We start from the raw sequence: 17,877 nt of genomic DNA, 5'->3' as shown, positions 1-17,877 counted from the left end.
CCTCGGCGGGTACGGAAATCGGTGCGCTCTGCGCTGCTGCGGCCTGAGCGGAAAGGAGCGCAATCGGTGATGTTGCGAGCGCGAGTATTGCCTTGAGGTTACCCATAAGATTACCCTTTTTTATTTACATGACATTTTTTGACAGCGCTCACGCTGGCGGCGCCTGCGCCAAAACCGGGGGATTGCCGAGAGTTTCGCCAATGAGTCCGAAGAAGGCCCGGCTCGCCGGGATGCGCGCGGCATCCCATTCGGGGTGCCATTGCACCGCGAGCACGTCACCACCGCAAGGTCGCGCGGAAAACGCCTCGATCAGTCCGTCGTCTGCAGCGCGGGCCTCGATGTGCAAGCCCTCGCCGAGCCGATCGATGCCTTGTCGATGCACCGAATTGACCGTCAATCGCGACGCATCGGTGGTGCGTGCGAGCAGGCCGCCAGCGAGGAGATCGACGTCGTGATGATGGTCGAACAGATCCTCGTAAGCGATCGGCCCGCTGGCCCCGCGATGGTGATGATCGGGCATTGCATCGGTCAGCGTCCCGCCGAACAGCACGTTGAGTTCCTGCAAGCCGCGGCAAATGCCGAACACCGAGCGCCCCGTCTCGATCATCCGCGCGGCAAGCTCTAGCGCTACCGCATCGCGCTGTTCGTCGAGCGGGCCAGTGTCGGCCTCTGCGACGCCGTAGCGCATACCTGCGACATTCGAGCGCGAGCCGGTCAGCAGCAGCCCGTCGAGCCTGCTGGCCAGCGCGATCGCGTCGCACGCGCTGGCGACCGCCGGGATCAGCACGACGGTGACGCCGGCATAAGTCACCAGCGGTTCGATGAAACGGGTCGCCACCGCTTGGATCGGACGCTCGGACACTTCATTGCAGCACAGCACCCCGATGACCGGACGCGCCGCGCACGGGCGCGGCTCGAAGCGGCGCCGGTCGAAGACGCTCATGCCGGGCGCCCGCGCAAGACTTCGTGCAGATTGAGCGCGGCGTCACCGGCGAGGATCGCGGCCGTCGGCTGCGCAACGACACTGCCGGGCGCGACATCTTCCAGCAGCCAGACATTGCCGCCGATCGTCGCACCCCGCCCGATCGTCACGCGGCCGAGGATCGTGGCGCCGGCATAGATCACGACGTCGTCCTCGATGATCGGGTGACGCGCGTAGCGCCCGCGTGGCTGCACGTTAGTCGTCCCGAGGGGGCTGCGCGCGCCGAGCGTGACGTGCTGATAGAGCTGGACGCGCGCGCCGATGATCGCGGTCTCGCCGATCACCACGCCGGTGCCGTGATCGATGAAAAAGCTCGGTCCGATCGTTGCACCCGGGTGTATGTCGATCCCGGTCCGGGCATTGGCGATTTCGGAAATGATCCGCGCGACGATTGGCGCGCCGAGTTGGTAGAGTTCGTGTGCCAGCCGGTAATGCAGAACGGCAAGCGCGCCGGGATAGCAGATCAGGATCTCATCGACGCTGCGCGCCGCCGGATCGCCGAGGAAGGCCGCCTCTACATCGCTATCGATCAATTCCCGCACGGCAGGCAAGGTGGTGGCGAACAGCCGGACAATCGTCGCGGCCTGGTCGCGCTCGAACGGTTCGTCCGCCTCGGCCTGCCAATAAGCGAATTCGCGCGCGATCTGGATCTGCAGCTCGGTGAAGGCACGGTGCAATTGCCCCGCGACGAAGCCGTCGAGCGCGGCCTCGGACCCTCGGTACACGCCGATCCGCTGCGGAAACAGCGCAGCCGAGAGATGTTCGACGATCTGCGCCACGGCGGCTTGCGAGGGGAAGCGCTCGGCGCTGTGGCGGCCGGTCTGGCGCTGCCGCCACGTATCCCGCACCGTACGCAATCCGGCCACCGTGGCGACCATATCTACCGTCGGCAGCGCAGCCTCGGTTACGGCGCGTTCGCTCCGGGCGAGGTCCGGCGCGGTATCCATCGGGCTGAGCGGCATGAGATCCTCCTTCGATCGACGACCATATCCCACGGCGCAGATAGGAATTGATGCGAAGAAATGGTTTGGGCATTTAAAGACGGCATCACCGCGCGTTCGATCAGCGCAATTCCGGGTAGCCGGCGACGACCGCGTCGATTTCGAGCGCGCGGATCGGCGCGTAGCGCTCGGTCCCGCCAGACGTGATGGCCGTCAGGAAGAGCGTCGCCCGGGTTTCGGCGAGCCCAGGATCTTCGGCGACCTGCGCCAGGGCGACACGCAAGGCAGCCACGGTTTCGATCGGCGTGGCCCGCGCCGTTACGAAGGGCGGCGTGGCGGACTCGGTGGTGCTGGCAAGAATGCGCAGGGCCGCGGTGGCTTCGGGCCCGTCGCGCTGGACCGCCGCAAAGGTCACGCTGTCGATCGCCGCAATATCGGCATCGCCGCGCACGATCGCGGCGATGCTCGCGCGGTGCGATCCCGTCTCGGTGACGCTCGCGAAAAAGCGTCCGCCAGCCGCGATCGGTGCGATCGTGGCGCGCAGCAAATTCATGCCGGTGTTCGAATCGAAGCCATTGATCGCGGCGCGCCTGTCCCGATACGTGTCGAGCGTCGCGGCATCGTCGTGCCGCGCGACCAGAAAGCTGCGGTGGACGCCCCCTTGCGCGCCCGGAACCTCGTAGACCGGCGTGCCAAGCACGCGCAGCGCAAGGGTCGTATCGGTCACCAGCGGATAGCCGCAGACCTGCCCGAACAACAGCTCGGGAGCGTGCAGCACGGCCGACAGACTGCGGCTCCGCTCGAGGTCGAGCGGAACGCCGCTGATCCCGCGGGCGCGCAGGATGCGCGCGATTTCACGCCACAGTCTGTCGTTCGCGGCCTGCTGCGGGCCGTGATCGTACATGCCGAGCGAGGCGATGCGCCGCGTCACGCGGGTTCGCGATGCGCGGGATGGAGCGGCTGATCGTGCCCGTGCAATGCGAAGCGCCGCACCACGTCGCCATAGCCGTCATAGAGGATCGCGCCCTGGTCGATCAGCCGCGCACGGTTACGGCGGTGATAGGCCGGCAGATGATACCAGGCGAGCCCGGGTCGCTCATGATGCGCCGCATGGAGATTGTTGTTGAGGAACAGCAAGCCGAACACCCCGCCCTGCTCGACCGTTGCCGCGCGTCCCGGTGTGGTCGTCTCGGCCCGGTGCTCGGCATGCCCGCGCAAGGCGGTCAGCGCCATGCCGGGGTAGACGAAGCACAGCGCATAGGTCGCAAGATCGAGCTCGACATGATCGAGCCACGCCACCACCAGCGCGACCGCAGCCAGATGCGGCGCCCAATCCCGCAGCACGACAAGCGGATCCGTGCCTGCCCGGCGTGCTTCGGCGAACAGGAAGCGCAGGATCGTGGTCGGCGGCCCGAGCAGCATGTGGCCGAGCAACGTGGTCTGCACGCGCGCCGCCAGCCACGCGAGTCCGTGGTCACGATCGACATAGCGCGATTCGGGATCGAGCAGCGGATCGGTGATGGCCGGGCTTGCGTGATGTGCGACATGGCTGCGCCGATACAGCGCATAGGGCAGCCAGAGCGAGAGCGGCACGAAGCCGATCGCATGATCAAGCGGCGCCACGCCGGTGGGATGGCCGTGAATCGTCTCGTGCTGGAGCGAGCCGTGCCATGCCAAGGTCGAGCCGCCCAGCACAGCCAGAACAGGCAGCGGGAGTGCGCCATGCCAGAACGTGAGGGCGAGCCAGCCTGAATAGACCGCCAGCGTCACCGCCAAGGTCGGCCAGTCGGGCGAGCGGCGCAGCCCGGAATCGTCAGCGGCGAACGGTTTAGCCATGAACAGGTAATCCTCGGCCAGGAAGAGCAGTTTTTAAAATCTACTGATCTAGTAGGATATGCAACGGTGCGCATCTTGGCGGGCGCGAAGATTTGCTTTTTCAAAGCCGAGTGCGAAACAGCAGCAGATGCGTCGAACATGGCGAGCGGCGCACGCGTTCGGATTTTCGCTCCGTCGATCGGACAAACAAAAGGCCCGGCAACATGTGCCGGGCCGCGAGTTTACGCTAGGGAGCAACCTGGCGATTCATCAAAACTGGGTAGATTCACCAACCCCGTCATAGCGCGTTGGTCGTGACAGCGGTTGCGTTGCTGGTGGTTTCGAGATCCGAAACATTGCCCTTGGCCGCATTGCCGCCGCCAAGCTCGTCCGATGCGCTCGCATTTTCGGTAATGGTCTCGTTGAGCGTCGTTTCCGAAACATTGTCGCTCGGCGCGGTCTTAGCGCAGGCGGTAACCGATAATGCCAGAGCGGCGAGAAGCGGCAGGGCAACGATCTTCTTCATTTCTGAACTCCGTGATGAAACGGAAGCCGAGCATTATCTCGCTCGCCCCCACCGGATTAATCTCTACTATTCGATGGGAGTTAAACTCGTAGTTTTTCCTGTGGGGATTGAAAGTTTCTCTTTCGGCCACGGCGCGTCAAATCGGCGCTTGAAAACCAGTCGTGCGCTTGCGTCGTCCTGATGACCGCAGTTCGCCACGCGAAGCTGCAACGGGTCGCCCGGCCCGCTAGAGTCCCTCGGTCACCCAATGCGCGTTGGACAGGTGTCTGGCCAGCGTCCAGGCCTGGGTACGGATGTCGGGCACCGCGACGATTTCCCAAAATGCTCCGCGCGTCATCGGACCGAGCGCGAACAGCCGGTCATTTACGCGACCGTGCGCCGTGATCGTTCGCATCCCGGCGTCCACGTCGATCCCCAACCGCCCCGTGTCCTCGCGGATCGATCCGCGCGCGACCAAGGCCTGGAGAATCGGTTCGTTCGCTTGGAGAAGATCGCCCTGTGGCCCGGTGCAGTTGATGATGCGCTGTACGAGGAGTTGCTCGCGAGCGTCTTTTCCCCGCGGGGTCCAATGCACCGTCACCCCGTTTGCGCCATCTTCGGTACCGGCGATCCTGCCAGCCAAGACCTGAAGTCGGCCACTCGATCGCAGAGCCGCGATCCGCTTGGCGACTTGTGGGGCAAGCCGATGGCGATGGATGTCCCACCACGGACGGGCATGGCGGATGAAACGCGCGCGGTCCTCATCCGATGCTGCGCGCCACATATCCTGCGTAAACGGGCGCAATTCGTCGATCGCATTCCGCCATCCGATTTCAGCGCCCCGCGCGCGCAATTGACTTGTCAGGCGTGACAGCTGCGTGGTCGGGCGCTCCGTGATGCGGACCCACGGCGGCCCCGGCGCATGCGCCAGCGGTACGAGCCCTCTTCTGGACAGGGCGATGATCCGACCCGTAAACCCTTTCGCCTCCAGCGACAGGGCGACATCGACCATGGTCAAACCGGTACCGACGACCAGCACGGAGTCGTCGGGCCCCAGGCCGTCGGTTGCTCCCGAGCTCCAACAATTGCCAACATACCGATTTTGACCGATTGCCGCGACGACGACCCCGCTCGGCGGGTGCGGCGGCAGGTTCCCGAGAGCGAGTACAGCTGCATCGGCATTCACTCGATCGCCGTTCGCCAGCCGAATGCTCTTTGCGTCCTCCGTGATGTCGCATGCGTCGCCGCGCAGAACCGTAAGGCGCCCGGGCGACTGCCTTACGGCGTGCTCGAGCAACGCGCGCAGATAGTCGCCATAGACAAGGCGCGGCACAAAGGCGTCGGCGGCCGCGCCGATACCTTGCGCATCAAGCCAGCGCACGAAATGATCCGGATCGTCGGGAAACGCGCTCATGTTCGAGGCACGAACGTTGAGCAGATGCTCGGGATGGGCCGCCCCGTACGCCAGCCCGGTCCCGGGTTCCGCCAATCGATCGATCAGCGTCGCACGCGGGCCATCATGGCGAACGAGGTTGATCGCCATGAGCGAGCCGGAAAACCCGGCCCCAACGATTGCGACATGATCAATCACGAGATGCGATACGCCATGAAAGCCACGAGAAGAGGGAGCCGATCCCTAACGACCATTTGCCGCATCCAATTCCTATCATTGCGATAGATTATATCCCTAGCAGGCAAATCCGATCGCGTCGCGACCGGAAATCCGGAGATCGCATGCAGATCGGAACGAACGTACTGGCGTGCCGGTTTCCAACGCGTCACAGCGCGATCAGTGGCACCCATTCCAGAAGGATCGCCCGCTCCGACGCCGCCGAACGTCGGCTGGGCCAAAAGGTGCATCCCCGCATAAAAGCTCTGTCACAATCCCGGTCACCGGGCACCACTCACCTGCAGCACGATCCCCACCACCGATGCAGCCCCGAGCGTCGCGAAGATGCCGAGCTTCAGCCGGAACATCGCAACGATCGCGGCAGCCGCGATCCCGAGCGCCCAGGGGTCGACGCTCGCCAGCACGGGCAGGTCGATCCGGACCGGCCCCGCCGTAAACGGCCGCACGGTCCGAAAGAGCGTATGAATCGCGAACCACACCGCCAGGTTGAGCACCACGCCGACCACCGCTGCGGTGATCGCGGACAGCGCGCCCGACAGCGCCACGTTGCCACGCATCCGTTCGATGAACGGCGCACCGAGAAAGATCCACAAAAAGCACGGCACGAACGTCACCCAGGTCGCCAGCAAACCGCCCAGCGTCCCGGCCAGCAGCGGCGACAACATCCCCGGGTGGCGATACGCGCCGAGGAACCCGACGAACTGGAGCACCATGATCAGCGGCCCGGGTGTCGTCTCGGCCATGCCGAGCCCGTCGAGCATCTCGCGCGCAGTGAGCCAGTGATACTGCTCGACCGCCTGCTGCGCGACGTAAGCGAGCACGGCATAGGCGCCGCCGAAGGTGACGACCGCCATGGTCGAGAAGAAGGTCGCGATCTGGGTGAAGACGCTGCCTTGCCCCAGCAGCACCAGCAACGCGGCGACGGGTGCCAGCCACAGCACGAGCCACATCCCGGCCTGCTGCACCGACTGGCGGATCGTGGGGTTGGCATGCGCCGGCAAGGCCGCGCCGAGCAGCGTATCGTCATCCGCGACGACCGCAACCTTGCCCGACGCATGCCCCCCGCCGATCCGGAAAGCCGGCATGTCGGCGTGGCCGCCAAAATACCCGACCAGCCCCGCGCCCAGCACGATCAGCGGGAACGGCACGCCCAGAACGAAGATCAGCCCGAACGCGGTGGCCGCGAGCGCGCGCATCACGCCGTTGCGCAGCGCGCGGCTCCCGATCCGCACCACCGCCTGCGACACGACCGCGAGGACCGCGCATTTCAGCCCGAAGAACAGCCCCGCGACCATCCCGACCTGCCCGTACAGCACATAGATCCAGCTGAGCGCCATGATCGACACCGCCCCCGGCAGCACGAACAGCGTCCCCGCGACGATCCCGCCGCGGGCCCGGTGCAGCAGCCAGCCGATATAGGTCGCGAGCTGCTGCGCCTCCGGCCCCGGCAACAGCATGCAATAATTGAGCGCGTGGAGAAACCGATGCTCGCCGATCCAGCGTTTCTCCTCGACCAGGATGCGGTGCATCACCGCGATCTGACCGGCGGGTCCGCCGAACGACAGCGCCGCAATCCGCAGCCACACCCAGAAGGCTTGCCGAAGCGTCACCGGCGCGGGGCGCGGCATCGGTGCGGCTGTGCCGTCCGCCAGTGTGCTCATGCCGAGACCTTGGGGCGTGCCGCCTTGAGGTGATGCGAAACCCAATGATGCGTCTCGCCAGTCGCGTCGCGGCACCAGCGATCCAGCAGTCGCCCGGCGTCGCGTTTCTCGGGAGCGATGGCATCGATCGCGGGCATGAAGCGCCCTCCGGTACAGCAAGGACGCGATGCTTCGGCTGTCGCCTCACGGGGAGATCGCTGGCCCCATCGGCGTATTGAGCAATGCACCGGCGCCGGTGTCAACTCCGCCCTGAAAGCAGCCCCCGGCGAACAGCGCCATGCCCCGCTCCGGCTGACGAGACGGGCACCACCGCCCATCCCGGTTGCCAATCGCGACCGCGACCGACAAGACGATCGGCAGCTTGTGGTCGCACGGCAACCGGCGGAGCCGCCGCATTCGACGATCGCTATCGAAGGAACCGCGACAATGCTGGGCTGGATCCTGTTTCATCGCGCGCTTGACCCGGCGTTGCCCGAAGTGCCCGAAATCTTCCGTTTTCAGGAAGCCGCCGCGGCCATGGGACTCGATCTGCAGATCCTCCACCCGCACCATTTCGATCTGGTCGTCGGCGCGGATGAGGATTGGGCGGTGAAGTATCAGGGGAGCCCGATCGCGCGACCCGATTTCGTCCTCTGTCGCAGCGGTGCCGAGACCGATTATTTCACCCTGGCGCTGCTCCGCCATTTCGAACGCCGCAACATTCGTCTGGTGAATGGCCCGGTTGCGATCGAACTCGTCGCGGACAAGTTGCACAGTCTGCAGGCCTTGGTGCGGGCAGGGCTGCCGGTCCCGCGAACAATCCTCGGCAAGTTCCCGGTGGATATCGAGTTGGTCGAGCGCGAACTGGGCTTCCCCGTGATCGTCAAGACGCTGAAGGGGACGCGCGGAACCGGGGTGCTCAAATGCGAAAACCGCAGCCAGTTCGAGGATCTGGCAGGGCTGCTGGAAAGCGCCGAGGCGCAAGCCGATTTCGTGATGCAGCATTACATCCGCGCCAGCCACGGGCGCGACGTCCGCGTCCTCGTGGTCGGCGGCCGGGTCGTCGCGGCGATGGAACGGCGATCGCTCACCGGCGGGTTCAAGTCGAACGTGTCGCTCGGCGGGGTCGGGATCGCTTATAACCCGCCGCGGGAAATGGCCGAGCTGGCGGTCCAGGCGGCGGATACGCTCGGCCTCGACGTGACCGGCATCGACATTCTGTTCGATGAAACGGGCTATCGCATTTGCGAGGCGAACTCGGCACCCGGGTTCCAGGGGCTCGAGCGGGCGTGCGGCGTGGACGTGCCGTCGAGCATCCTCGAATGGATCGTCTCCACCCAAGCGTCGGCCATGACAGCACCCGTCACCGGCGAGAATGACGCGCTGGTCGCTTTGGTGTTCGGGGGCCGCAGCGGTCTTCGCACGATCAGCGACAGGAGCCCCACCTACCGGCGCTTCGCCGGTTCGGTCGGCGCGCGCCTGATCGCGGTGGGACTTCGCGCGATGGCGCAGTCGGCGGTTCCGCCGGCCTTTATCGACCGCAAGAGCAGCACCACCCTGGGGCTGCGGACGTTGTTTGCGGGGAGGATCACCACCCCGCTCGCCGCCTTCGACGAGACCGAGCAGGAGCGCGCCTTGCTGATCACGCTGGCCGTGTCGATCTGGGCGGCGGTACTGCCGTGGCTGGCGGGGGCTGGCCCCGCCATCAGCGGTGTCCTGTCGATGCTCGCCCTGCTGTTCCCGATCGTCTTCCTGCTCACCGCGCCGATCGGACGCCTTCGCGGCGCCGCCCGGCCCCAACATGGAGGACCGCGCGCATGATCGATTTCAGCGCGATCTCCTGGCGCGATCTCGCGCCGTTCGTCGCGATCGGGTTCCTGGCGCAGGTGGTGGACGGTACGGTGGGCATGGGGTTCGGCGTGATGACGAACAGCCTGCTCGTCGCGCTCGGCCTGCCCGGCCCGGCTGCTTCGGCTGCGGTTCGCACCGCGGAGAGTTTCACCAGCGGGATTTCGGGGCTCAGCCACGCGCTTCAGCGCAATGTCGACTGGTCGCTGTTCGGCCGGCTGGTGATCCCCGGCATCGCGGGTGGCTTTATCGGGGTGTGGATCTTCACCCATGTCGGGATCGCGCTGATGCGCCCGGTGGTGCTGGTCTATCTCGCCGCGGTCGGATCCTATCTCCTCTGGCGCGGTCCGCGCCGTCCGCAGACGTTCCGCCGGACGCGCCTGGTCGGAACGGTCGGGTTCCTCGGCGGGATGCTCGACGCATCGGGCGGCGGCGGTTGGGGGCCGATCGTGACCGGCAATCTGCTGTCGCAAGGCGCGAACCCACGCTCGGTGATCGGGACCGCCAATGCGGCAGAGTTTTTTGTCACTGTCACCGTGCTCGCGGCGTTTATCGGGACGCTTGGCCTGCAGTCGGTGACGATCGCCGCAACGGGTCTGGTCATCGGCGGCGTGGTCGCTGCACCGATCGGCGCCTATCTCGTCAAACGGCTTGCCCCCAGGACGCTGATCGTCGGCGTCGGCGGCGCGCTGGTCGCGATCGCGCTGTTCGGCCTGCTGGCGCTCATCTTCGCACCGATTCCGACCTTTCCGAGGTTCTGATCCGCGCCGCCCGCACAGCGGCTGAGAACGCGGGCTACACAGCGTCCAAATATCGATCCAAAATGAGTGAGGCCTATCGTGGATCACCCGCGCACATCGAGGCGCTATGGAGCGGTAACGTGCTGCGCGTGTGGCAGGCGGCGATCGACGCACGCAGCCGTACGTATCGCCCGAAGCTGTCGTAACGCCGTCGCGGCTCAGCTGCCGACGGCAATCTCCAGAAATGCGCTGACGCGGTCGTCGTCGCTCGTCACAACGTTTAAGCGCAGATAGTCTCCCCAGGTTCCGCTCGTACTCGACACGTTTCCCGGCGCGAGCACGATATCCTCGTCCAGCGCGGTCCGCGCGAGCGCCGCCGCCGGGCAATCGCGCCCAGACGAACAACCCCGTCGCCGGGTCGATCCACGGTTCGAGCCCGACGTCGCGCAACCGGCGTAGCGTCCGTGCCCTCGCACGGGCCACCCCCGGCAGCATGGGTTGGACGTGGCGATCCTGCGAAGGCGGTCGGTGTTTGGACACGGTCTTTGCCTCCAGCTTCAACCCGATCGCCGGACCAGGCTATCGCTACACAGGGCATCCCGAAGAAGCCGACGCCTTCCGCCGCAGCTTTGCCCCCTTACGCGCGCTGCCGTGCAACATCCTCCTGACGCCGCACCCCGGGCAGTCCGACGGCGATGTGAAAGCGCGCAAGCTGGGGGTATCGCGAATCCCTAATCCGTTTATCGACAGCAAAGCCTGCCGAATTTATGCTGAAACCTATGCGGCCTTGTTCGAGAAGCGGATGGCGGACGAGAAGGCCGGCCGGGCTAAATAGTTCGATCGTCGAGTTGAGGGGATACGACCCAATAGGCGATACTCGGACCGGCCTGCCTGCTTCCCGAAAACCGCCGCTCATTCATGTTCCGGTTTTAACCGCTTCTCGGTTGCCATGGCGCGTGCGGGGAGGTGCCTGCTCACCTTCGTCTCGAGCAGCCGGACCAGCTCCGGCTGCATGAACGCAAAATTGTCCGGCACATCGAGGCAAATCACGCGCTTGCCTGCCAGAGCTGCCCGAAAATGACGCTGCAGCTTGCTCCGATGCGTCTTCTCCATAACGAAGATCAGGTCCGCCCAGCTGACCAGTTCAGCCGTGAGCGGGTTCTCGGCATCATGGTTGGTCCCGGCGGAGTCTACCTCGAGATCTTTTCGACGCGAGAACACCTGCTCGGCGGTAGGGCTTCGCAGCTTGTTCTGGCTACAAACAAACAGGACCGTTCGGACGCGCGCGCTCAAGCCGCCATCAGCCAGTGATGGCTCGTTTCTGTATCCATGGCTGCCGCGTGGTATTGCCCCGCGAGCGACCTCAGGCCGTGATATTCCGTGTTGTTTTTGACAGGAATGCGCGAATCCGCGACGTCCGGCCGATAGTCACCCCAAGGGTAGTCGTTAGGCAAACAGGGAAAGACGCATTCTGACCATCGGCGCCGGCAGCCCCTCACACTTCGCTGCAATCGATTGTTGTCATGCCGCTGTGGTCACGGTACGAGGGCTGCACAGACGCTGTTTCAACGGCATGTGGAGAGAGGATATCCCGATGCGTGCCGCGAATGACAAGCCTCGCCTGAGCATGGTCCGTATCATCCAGATGAACCTCGGCTTCCTAGGGCTCCAGTTCAGCTTTGGGCTGCAACAGGGCAATATGGCGCCGATTTACAGCTATCTCGGCGCATCGGAGGCATCGCTGCCGCTGCTGCAATTGGCAGGGCCGATGACGGGTCTGCTCGTCCAGCCGCTGATCGGCGCCTTGTCGGATCGCACGACGTCGCGCTTCGGGCGGCGCACGCCGTATTTCATCGCGGGCGCTGTGTTGTGCTCGGCCGGACTGCTGCTGATGCCTTTTTCCGCATCGCTGGCGATGGCGGTGTCGCTGTTGTGGATCCTCGACGCGGGCAACAACATCACGATGGAGCCCTACCGCGCCTATGTATCCGACCGCCTGCCGGAGGATCAGCACGAGATCGGCTTCCTCACCCAGTCGGCTTTCACCGGGCTCGCGCAGATGCTCGCCTTCCTGACCCCGACGCTGCTGGTCGCAGCGGGCATGAACCAGGATTGGGTCGATGCGCATCACATCCCGTATACCGCCCGCATCGCGTTCCTGACCGGGGCGGTGCTGTCGCTCGCGACGATCCTCTATTCCGTGCGCAGTGTCCCCGAGCTGCCGCTGGACGCCGCCGAGCGCGCGCGGATCGCTTCCGAACCCGGCGGGCTCGGCGCGGCGCTGCGCGAGATCGCCGCGGCGATCCGCGACATGCCGGTCGCGATGCGCAAGCTCGCGCTGATGAGCCTGTTCCAATGGTATGCCATGCAAGCCTATTGGAATTATGTGATCTTCTCGATCGGACGGTCGGTGTTCCAGACCGCCGACCCGAACAGCTCGGGCTTCCATTCGGCGGTGCTGACCAATGGCGAGATGGCGGCTTGGTACAATGGCGTCGCCTTCCTCGCCGCCTTCGCCCTCGTGCCGATCGCGCGCAAGATCGGGGCGGCGGCGCTGCATGCCGCCTGCCTCGTGCTCGCCGGAATCGGCATGCTGTGGCTGCCGCACGTCACGCAGACGGCCTGGCTGTTCGTCCCCGCGATCGGCATCGGGATCGGCTGAGCGAGCATGATGGGCAATCCGTACGTGATCCTCGCCGGATCGATCCCGCCCGAGCGCACCGGAGTCTATATGGGCATCTTCAACATGATGATCGTCATCCCGATGCTGCTGATCGCGATCACCATGCCACTGTACTACGGGCCGCTGCTCGGCGGCGATCCGCGCAACGTGCTGACGCTGTGCGGCTGCCTGTTGTTCGCCGCGGCGGCGTCGGTGTGGTGGGTGCGCGCGCGGAACACCGAAGACCTGCAGGTTGGCGCAACGCGGCATTCGTAAGCAATGCGAAATACCGGATTGAGAGACGAGGCGAAGGCGATGGTTACGAGTATCTGGACGCGTACGGCGGTCGCTGCGATCGGCGCCGAGGATGCGCGGCTGCACGTGCTGCGCGAGGCGGCGATCGGCCCGGTGGTTGCCGGGCTCGATCTGTGGGACATGTGGCAGATCGAAGATGCCACGGGCGCGACGCTGGCGCGCCACGGCCGGACCTATTGGTTTTTCCTCGCCGTCCCGCGCGCGGGCGATCCCGAATTGCGGCACGACCACGCGCGCATCCATCTGCTCAGCCACGGCGGCGATGGCTGGCGTGACCACGGCTCCGCTTTGCCCGACGGTGCGACGCCGGGGAGCCGCGAATGGTCAGGCTCTGCGCGACTGGCGCCCGACGGCGAGACGCTGACGCTCTATTTCACCGCCGCCGGCGACCGCCAGGGCGGCCCGCGCTTCGCGCAGCGGCTCTATGCAATTCGCGGGCGGCTCGTCATCGATCCCGATAGCGCGCGCTGCGACGATTGGAGCACGCCGGTCGAGACGGTCGTGGCGGACGGGCATTGGTATGCTTGCGCGGATCAGGATGCGCCGGTCGATGGCGGGATCCTCGGATTTCGCGATCCGGGGTATGTCCGCGATCCCGCCGATGGGCAGGAATATCTGCTGTTCACCGGTTCCGCTGTCACCGACGGAAAGACCGGCGTGATCGGAATTGCCCGGCGCGATGCCGCTCAGTGGACGCTGCTGCCGCCGCTGCTCGAGGCGCCCGACGTCAACAGCGAGCTCGAGCGCGCGCATGTCATCGTGCGCAACGGGCGTTATTATCTGTTCTGGTCGACCCAGGGTCGGCGCTTCGCCGAGGGTCTCGTCGCACCGACCGGCCTCTATGGCATGGTCGCGGATCAGTTGCTCGGCCCGTACCGGCCGGTGAACGGCACCGGTCTGGTCGCGGGCAACCCCGAGCAGGCGCCGTTCCAGGCCTATTGCTGGTGGGTGACAGCAGAAGGCGATGTCGCGAGCTTCATCGATTATCCCGGATCTGACGATCCGCACGCCGCGACCCCCGAGGCGCGGCGCGCCCGGTTCGGCGGCGTGGCGGCGCCGTTCTTCCAGCTGCGTTTCGACGGTGATGCGGTGACGATCGGCTGAGGTGCGCCGCGCGCGCGATCAGGCGGTCTCGCGCAGGATCAGCTCGGGCACCATCTGCACCGATGGCACATCCTCGCCCGCCATTCGCGCGAACAGCGCGTCGACCATATGGCGCGCACCGAGCACGAGATCCTGCCGGACCGTCGTCAGGCGCGGCGCGACCTGCTCGGCGAGCGGCAGATCGTCGAACCCGGTGACGGGCATCATGTCGGGCACCGAAACCCCCCGCTCGATCAACGCGCGAACCGCGCGCATCGCGATCACGTCGGAGGCAGCGGCGATCCCGTCGAAGCTGCCGAGCGCGCGGTCGAGATGGCCGCCAATCTCCTCGGCCATGATGTCCGACGCGAGATGCGTGTCGAGCTGCAGCGGATCGGGCAGACCGGCGGCGCGCGTCGCGTCGGTCAGCCCGTGGAAGCGCTCGACCAGCTCGAGCGTGCGAATCTCGCCCATGAACGCCAGCTTGCGGCATCCGCGCGCGATGAGATGTTCCCCCGCGAGGCGCGCGCCGAGCCGGTTGTCGACGCCGACCGCGCAATGTGCCTGCCCCTCGCGATGTGCGCCCCACACCACCATCGGCCGATAACGCCGCGCGACGCGCTCGATCGTCTCGAGCTGGTCCGACTGGCCGATCAGCAGCACGCCGTCGAGCATGCCCGATTCGACGATCCGCTCGAGCCAATCCTCGGCATCGGGGATGATGCGCGACAGCATCAAATCATAGCCCTGCTCGGTCAGCGCGTCGGCGAGATGGCCGAGGATCGCCATGAAGAACGGGTCGGACAGATGCTGGCGGCGTTCGTGGCCGAGCGGCACCACCACGCCGATCGCGCCGGTGCGCTGCGTCCGCAGCCGGCTCGCCATCTGGTTGGGGCGGAAGCCGTGTTCGGTCGCGAGCGCCTGGATGCGCTCGCGCGTTTCGGTGTTGACCAGCGACTTGCCCGCCAGCGCGCGCGACACCGTGCCCGTCGAAACACCGGCGAGCCGCGCGAGATCGGCAATGGTGCGTACGCGGGGCACCGGAATATCGGAATCGGTCATCGGGTCGCTACCTGTTGGGAGCGACCCGTGCCTGTCAAGCGATCGTGCCGCTGATCGACCAGACGCTCAGAACCGGAACCGCGCCGAGGCGGTGACGATCCGGCCATAGACCGCCGAATTCTGGAACAGACCGCTCGTCGGAGTGATCGTGAAGCCGAGCCCACCGGTGCGATATCCCAACGTGTTGAACAAATTGTTGACGTTGACGCCGAGTTCGAGCCGATCGACCGGCCGGACCTTGATGAAGCCGTTCACGAAGGTCGATCCGGCGATGAAATAAGTGTTGAAATTGTCGCTCGCGACGTTGGTCTGGCCATCGACGCTCGCGCCGATCGCGAACAGGCCGGCGTCATAGGACGGCTGGATATTGTATTGGAATTGCGGGATTCCCGACGGGCGGTTGCCCGCGGTAATCGGATCGCTCAGGCTGCTGGTGATCTTGGCGGCGGTGTAGGTCAGGTCGGCGGTCAGACGGAATCGCCCCGACGAGACATTGCCGGTGAACTCGACGCCGTAGGCGCGATAGCCGTTCGACAGATTGGGATTGTTGTTCGGCGCAGGATTGTTGATCCGCGTGAAGTCGTAATTGACCTCGGTCAGCTTCGAATGGAAGCCGGTCAGCTCGAACGAATAGCTCCCGCCGCTGAAGCCGCCGCGCTGCTTGAGCCCGATCTCCTGCTGCTCAAGGAAGTTGATCGCAGTGCTTTGTCCCTGCGCGTTGAGCGAGCCGTCGGCATTGAAATTGCCACCGAGCACGCGGCGGTCGCCGTTGAAGCGACCGCCGCGGCTGGCACGCGCGAACACGCTGGTATTGGCGCCGACCTCGTACAGCGCGCCCAGGGACCAGCTCGTATAAGATTTGAGATAATTGATCCGCTCGACCGGGCCGCCCGCCACCAGCGACGGCAGCGCCGCGCTGCCGAGCGCGTCGGTGACGGTGACGGTCGGGCCGGTCACGCCGCCGAGCGCGGTGCCGACGCCCGACACGCGATCGAACCGCACCGAGCCGTCGAGGTCGAGCCCGTGGCCGCTATAGGCGAGGTTAAGGAAGGGGGCGTCGTCGGTATAGGTCAGATTGACGTCGCGCGCGCAGCACGTGCCCCAATTGCTGTTGAAGCCGGTCTGCCCCGCGACCGAAAGCTGGCGCCCAGTGGTCGAGAACAGGTCGAGCGGCACTTCGTTGCGCCCGTTGAGCTCGCTGATCTGCGGGTTGACGTGCCATTCCTGCGAGATGTTCTGGCTCATGTGGAACCAGCCGGCGGTCGCGGTGAAGGTGCCGCCGAGCCCGTTCTGCTTCGCCGCCAGCGACAGGTTGTTGGCGATCGACCCCATGTCGCGCATGAACACGTTGATGTTCGGATTGTTGTTGACGTACGGGCCCGTGAAGGTCTGGCCCGCCTTGGGGCCCGCCGCATAGCGCAACGATCCGACCACGCCGCCATTGACCGTGCTGCCGAGGATGCTGCTGGTCGGGGCGACATTGAGGAACTGCGTAGTAAAGTTGCCGCTGATGTCGCTGTAGCGGAAATTGTTGTCGATCGTCAGCCAGTCGGTCGCCTTGTAATGGATCTGCCCGCCGATCGAGAAGACGCGCGGATGGATGCCTTCGACGTTCGCGTTGCGCACTTGGCCGTCATTGGTCAGGTACTGAAAGCTGCGGTTGTAGATCGAATAGGTCGATCCGGTGCGCGCGTCGAAGGTCGGCAGCGGTTGGAAATCGCTGACGTTCTTGCCGTCGATTTTGGCGATCGAGGGCTGGACGGTGTTGGTCGGCGCATGCTCGTCGAGCCGCTTGACCGAGATGCGGATGAAGCCGCGGTCGCCCGCCAGATCCTTGGTGATGTTGCCCTTGATCTGATAGCCGCGCAGAATGTCGTAATCGACATGGTCGCCGCCGCTGCCGGTGCGGAAATAGCCGCCGACATGATAGCGCAGGCTGTCCGACAGGCGGCCGCCGTAATCGCCGTCGATCCGCGTCTCGCGGATCGACAGGCCTTCGCTGATGCCGATCTCGCCGCCCGGCTTGTCGCCGGTCTTGCTGATATAGTTGATCACCGCGCCCGGCGCCTGGCTCGCGAAGGTCGAGGCCGATCCGCCGCGCACCGCCTCGACGCGTTCGACATTGTTGTCGAAGCGGAGCCAATAGTCGTTGTTGCCGAAGTTCATGTCGCCGAACAGCGTGACGGGGAGCCCGTCTTCCTGCAGCGCGACATATTCCGAGCCGCCGGTCGAGACGGGGATACCGCGCACGCCGATGTTCGAATTGCCGCCGGGGCCGGCGGTGTCCTGCGGCTGGATGCCGGGGATCGCGCGCAGCACTTCGGCCTCCGAGCGCGGCGTGAAATCGCGGACCGCGTCCTGGCTCAGCTGCGACACCGAGATCGAGCTGCGGAAGCGCGAGCGGCCGGGGCTGGCGGCGGTGACGACGATGTCCTTGCCGGCGTCGAGCGTGGCCTGCGCAGCGGCCTGGTCGGCCGAGGTGTCGTTGCCTGTCGCGGTCGTCGTCTGGGCGGTTGCAAGCGGATCGGCGGTCGTGGTCTGCGCCGCCGCCGGCATTGCCACGGCTATCGCACTCACCGACGCGCACAGATACAGGGTCGCCTTCATCGCATTCCTCCCACTTATTTCGGCACGCTCATCGGCGTGTTCTCAAT

At 65.7% G+C, this 17,877-nt stretch carries 16 protein-coding genes and 1 pseudogene; 6 read left to right on the top strand and 11 right to left on the bottom strand.

What is annotated here, in order from left to right; genetic code table 11:
* Positions 1–148: 148 nt before the first annotated feature.
* The 8 genes from RH90_RS01670 to RH90_RS23270 form a co-directional block, all read right to left on the bottom strand.
* Positions 149–943, bottom strand: coding sequence for a gamma-glutamyl-gamma-aminobutyrate hydrolase family protein (locus RH90_RS01670; RefSeq protein ID WP_010183477.1), 795 nt, complete (start codon positions 941–943; stop codon positions 149–151).
* Positions 940–1,944, bottom strand: coding sequence for a serine O-acetyltransferase EpsC (gene epsC, locus RH90_RS01665; protein ID WP_010183476.1), 1,005 nt, complete (start codon positions 1,942–1,944; stop codon positions 940–942). The genes RH90_RS01670 and epsC overlap by 4 nt, the downstream gene beginning before the upstream one ends.
* Before the next feature lie 100 nt (positions 1,945–2,044).
* Positions 2,045–2,854, bottom strand: coding sequence for a phosphate/phosphite/phosphonate ABC transporter substrate-binding protein (locus tag RH90_RS01660; RefSeq protein ID WP_010183475.1), 810 nt, complete (start codon positions 2,852–2,854; stop codon positions 2,045–2,047).
* Positions 2,851–3,759: a fatty acid desaturase gene (locus RH90_RS01655; RefSeq protein WP_010183474.1), complete on the bottom strand. Its 909-nt coding sequence runs from the start codon at positions 3,757–3,759 to the stop codon at positions 2,851–2,853. Before RH90_RS01655 ends, RH90_RS01660 begins: the two co-directional genes overlap by 4 nt.
* A gap of 277 nt (positions 3,760–4,036) precedes the next feature.
* A complete protein-coding gene (locus tag RH90_RS01650; protein WP_010183473.1) occupies positions 4,037–4,264 on the bottom strand; it encodes a hypothetical protein in 228 nt (75 codons plus the stop codon).
* Between the two features lie 226 nt (positions 4,265–4,490).
* Positions 4,491–5,834 (bottom strand): FAD/NAD(P)-binding protein, encoded by a 1,344-nt coding sequence (locus RH90_RS01645; protein ID WP_029624957.1) that lies wholly within the window; start codon positions 5,832–5,834, stop codon positions 4,491–4,493.
* Positions 5,835–6,133: 299 nt separating this feature from the next.
* Positions 6,134–7,534 carry a chromate efflux transporter gene (chrA, locus tag RH90_RS01640; protein WP_010183471.1) on the bottom strand — a complete coding sequence of 467 codons (1,401 nt, stop codon included), beginning with the start codon at positions 7,532–7,534 and terminating at the stop codon, positions 6,134–6,136.
* Entirely contained in the window at positions 7,531–7,671 is a 141-nt protein-coding gene (locus RH90_RS23270; protein ID WP_157134498.1) for a hypothetical protein, read from the bottom strand. The genes chrA and RH90_RS23270 overlap by 4 nt, the downstream gene beginning before the upstream one ends.
* A 289-nt stretch (positions 7,672–7,960) precedes the next feature.
* On the opposite strand from RH90_RS23270, the gene RH90_RS01630 reads away from it, so the two are divergent.
* From RH90_RS01630 to RH90_RS01620, 4 genes are all read left to right on the top strand, one after another.
* Positions 7,961–9,334: an ATP-grasp domain-containing protein gene (locus tag RH90_RS01630; RefSeq protein WP_037492986.1), complete on the top strand. Its 1,374-nt coding sequence runs from the start codon at positions 7,961–7,963 to the stop codon at positions 9,332–9,334.
* A complete protein-coding gene (locus RH90_RS01625) occupies positions 9,331–10,122 on the top strand; it encodes a sulfite exporter TauE/SafE family protein (protein ID WP_029624955.1) in 792 nt (263 codons plus the stop codon). Before RH90_RS01630 ends, RH90_RS01625 begins: the two co-directional genes overlap by 4 nt.
* Positions 10,123–10,184: 62 nt before the next feature.
* A complete protein-coding gene (locus RH90_RS24580; RefSeq protein WP_269724290.1) occupies positions 10,185–10,307 on the top strand; it encodes a hypothetical protein in 123 nt (40 codons plus the stop codon).
* Positions 10,308–10,633: 326 nt separating this feature from the next.
* Positions 10,634–10,936, top strand: coding sequence for a hypothetical protein (locus RH90_RS01620; RefSeq protein WP_010183467.1), 303 nt, complete (start codon positions 10,634–10,636; stop codon positions 10,934–10,936).
* 77 nt (positions 10,937–11,013) lie between these two features.
* Here RH90_RS01620 and RH90_RS01615 read toward each other — a convergent pair whose 3' ends face one another.
* Positions 11,014–11,394 (bottom strand): low molecular weight protein tyrosine phosphatase family protein, encoded by a 381-nt coding sequence (locus tag RH90_RS01615; protein ID WP_010183465.1) that lies wholly within the window; start codon positions 11,392–11,394, stop codon positions 11,014–11,016.
* 301 nt (positions 11,395–11,695) lie between these two features.
* Between RH90_RS01615 and RH90_RS01610 the strand changes: the two are divergent.
* Both RH90_RS01610 and RH90_RS01605 read left to right on the top strand, forming a co-directional pair.
* Positions 11,696–13,039: pseudogene (locus RH90_RS01610) on the top strand (MFS transporter).
* A 39-nt stretch (positions 13,040–13,078) separates the two neighbouring features.
* Positions 13,079–14,182 carry a glycoside hydrolase family 68 protein gene (locus RH90_RS01605; RefSeq protein WP_010183463.1) on the top strand — a complete coding sequence of 368 codons (1,104 nt, stop codon included), beginning with the start codon at positions 13,079–13,081 and terminating at the stop codon, positions 14,180–14,182.
* An 18-nt stretch (positions 14,183–14,200) separates the two neighbouring features.
* Here RH90_RS01605 and RH90_RS01600 read toward each other — a convergent pair whose 3' ends face one another.
* Together RH90_RS01600 and RH90_RS01595 are read right to left on the bottom strand one after the other, a co-directional pair.
* Positions 14,201–15,223, bottom strand: coding sequence for a LacI family DNA-binding transcriptional regulator (locus RH90_RS01600; protein WP_010183462.1), 1,023 nt, complete (start codon positions 15,221–15,223; stop codon positions 14,201–14,203).
* Positions 15,224–15,289: 66 nt separating this feature from the next.
* Positions 15,290–17,830 carry a TonB-dependent receptor gene (locus RH90_RS01595; RefSeq protein ID WP_010183461.1) on the bottom strand — a complete coding sequence of 847 codons (2,541 nt, stop codon included), beginning with the start codon at positions 17,828–17,830 and terminating at the stop codon, positions 15,290–15,292.
* Positions 17,831–17,877 lie beyond the last annotated feature (47 nt).

The organism is Sphingomonas sp. PAMC 26605 (genome assembly GCF_000241485.1).
Lineage (GTDB): Bacteria > Pseudomonadota > Alphaproteobacteria > Sphingomonadales > Sphingomonadaceae > Sphingomonas.
This window is presented reverse-complemented; position numbering and strand designations above follow the sequence as displayed.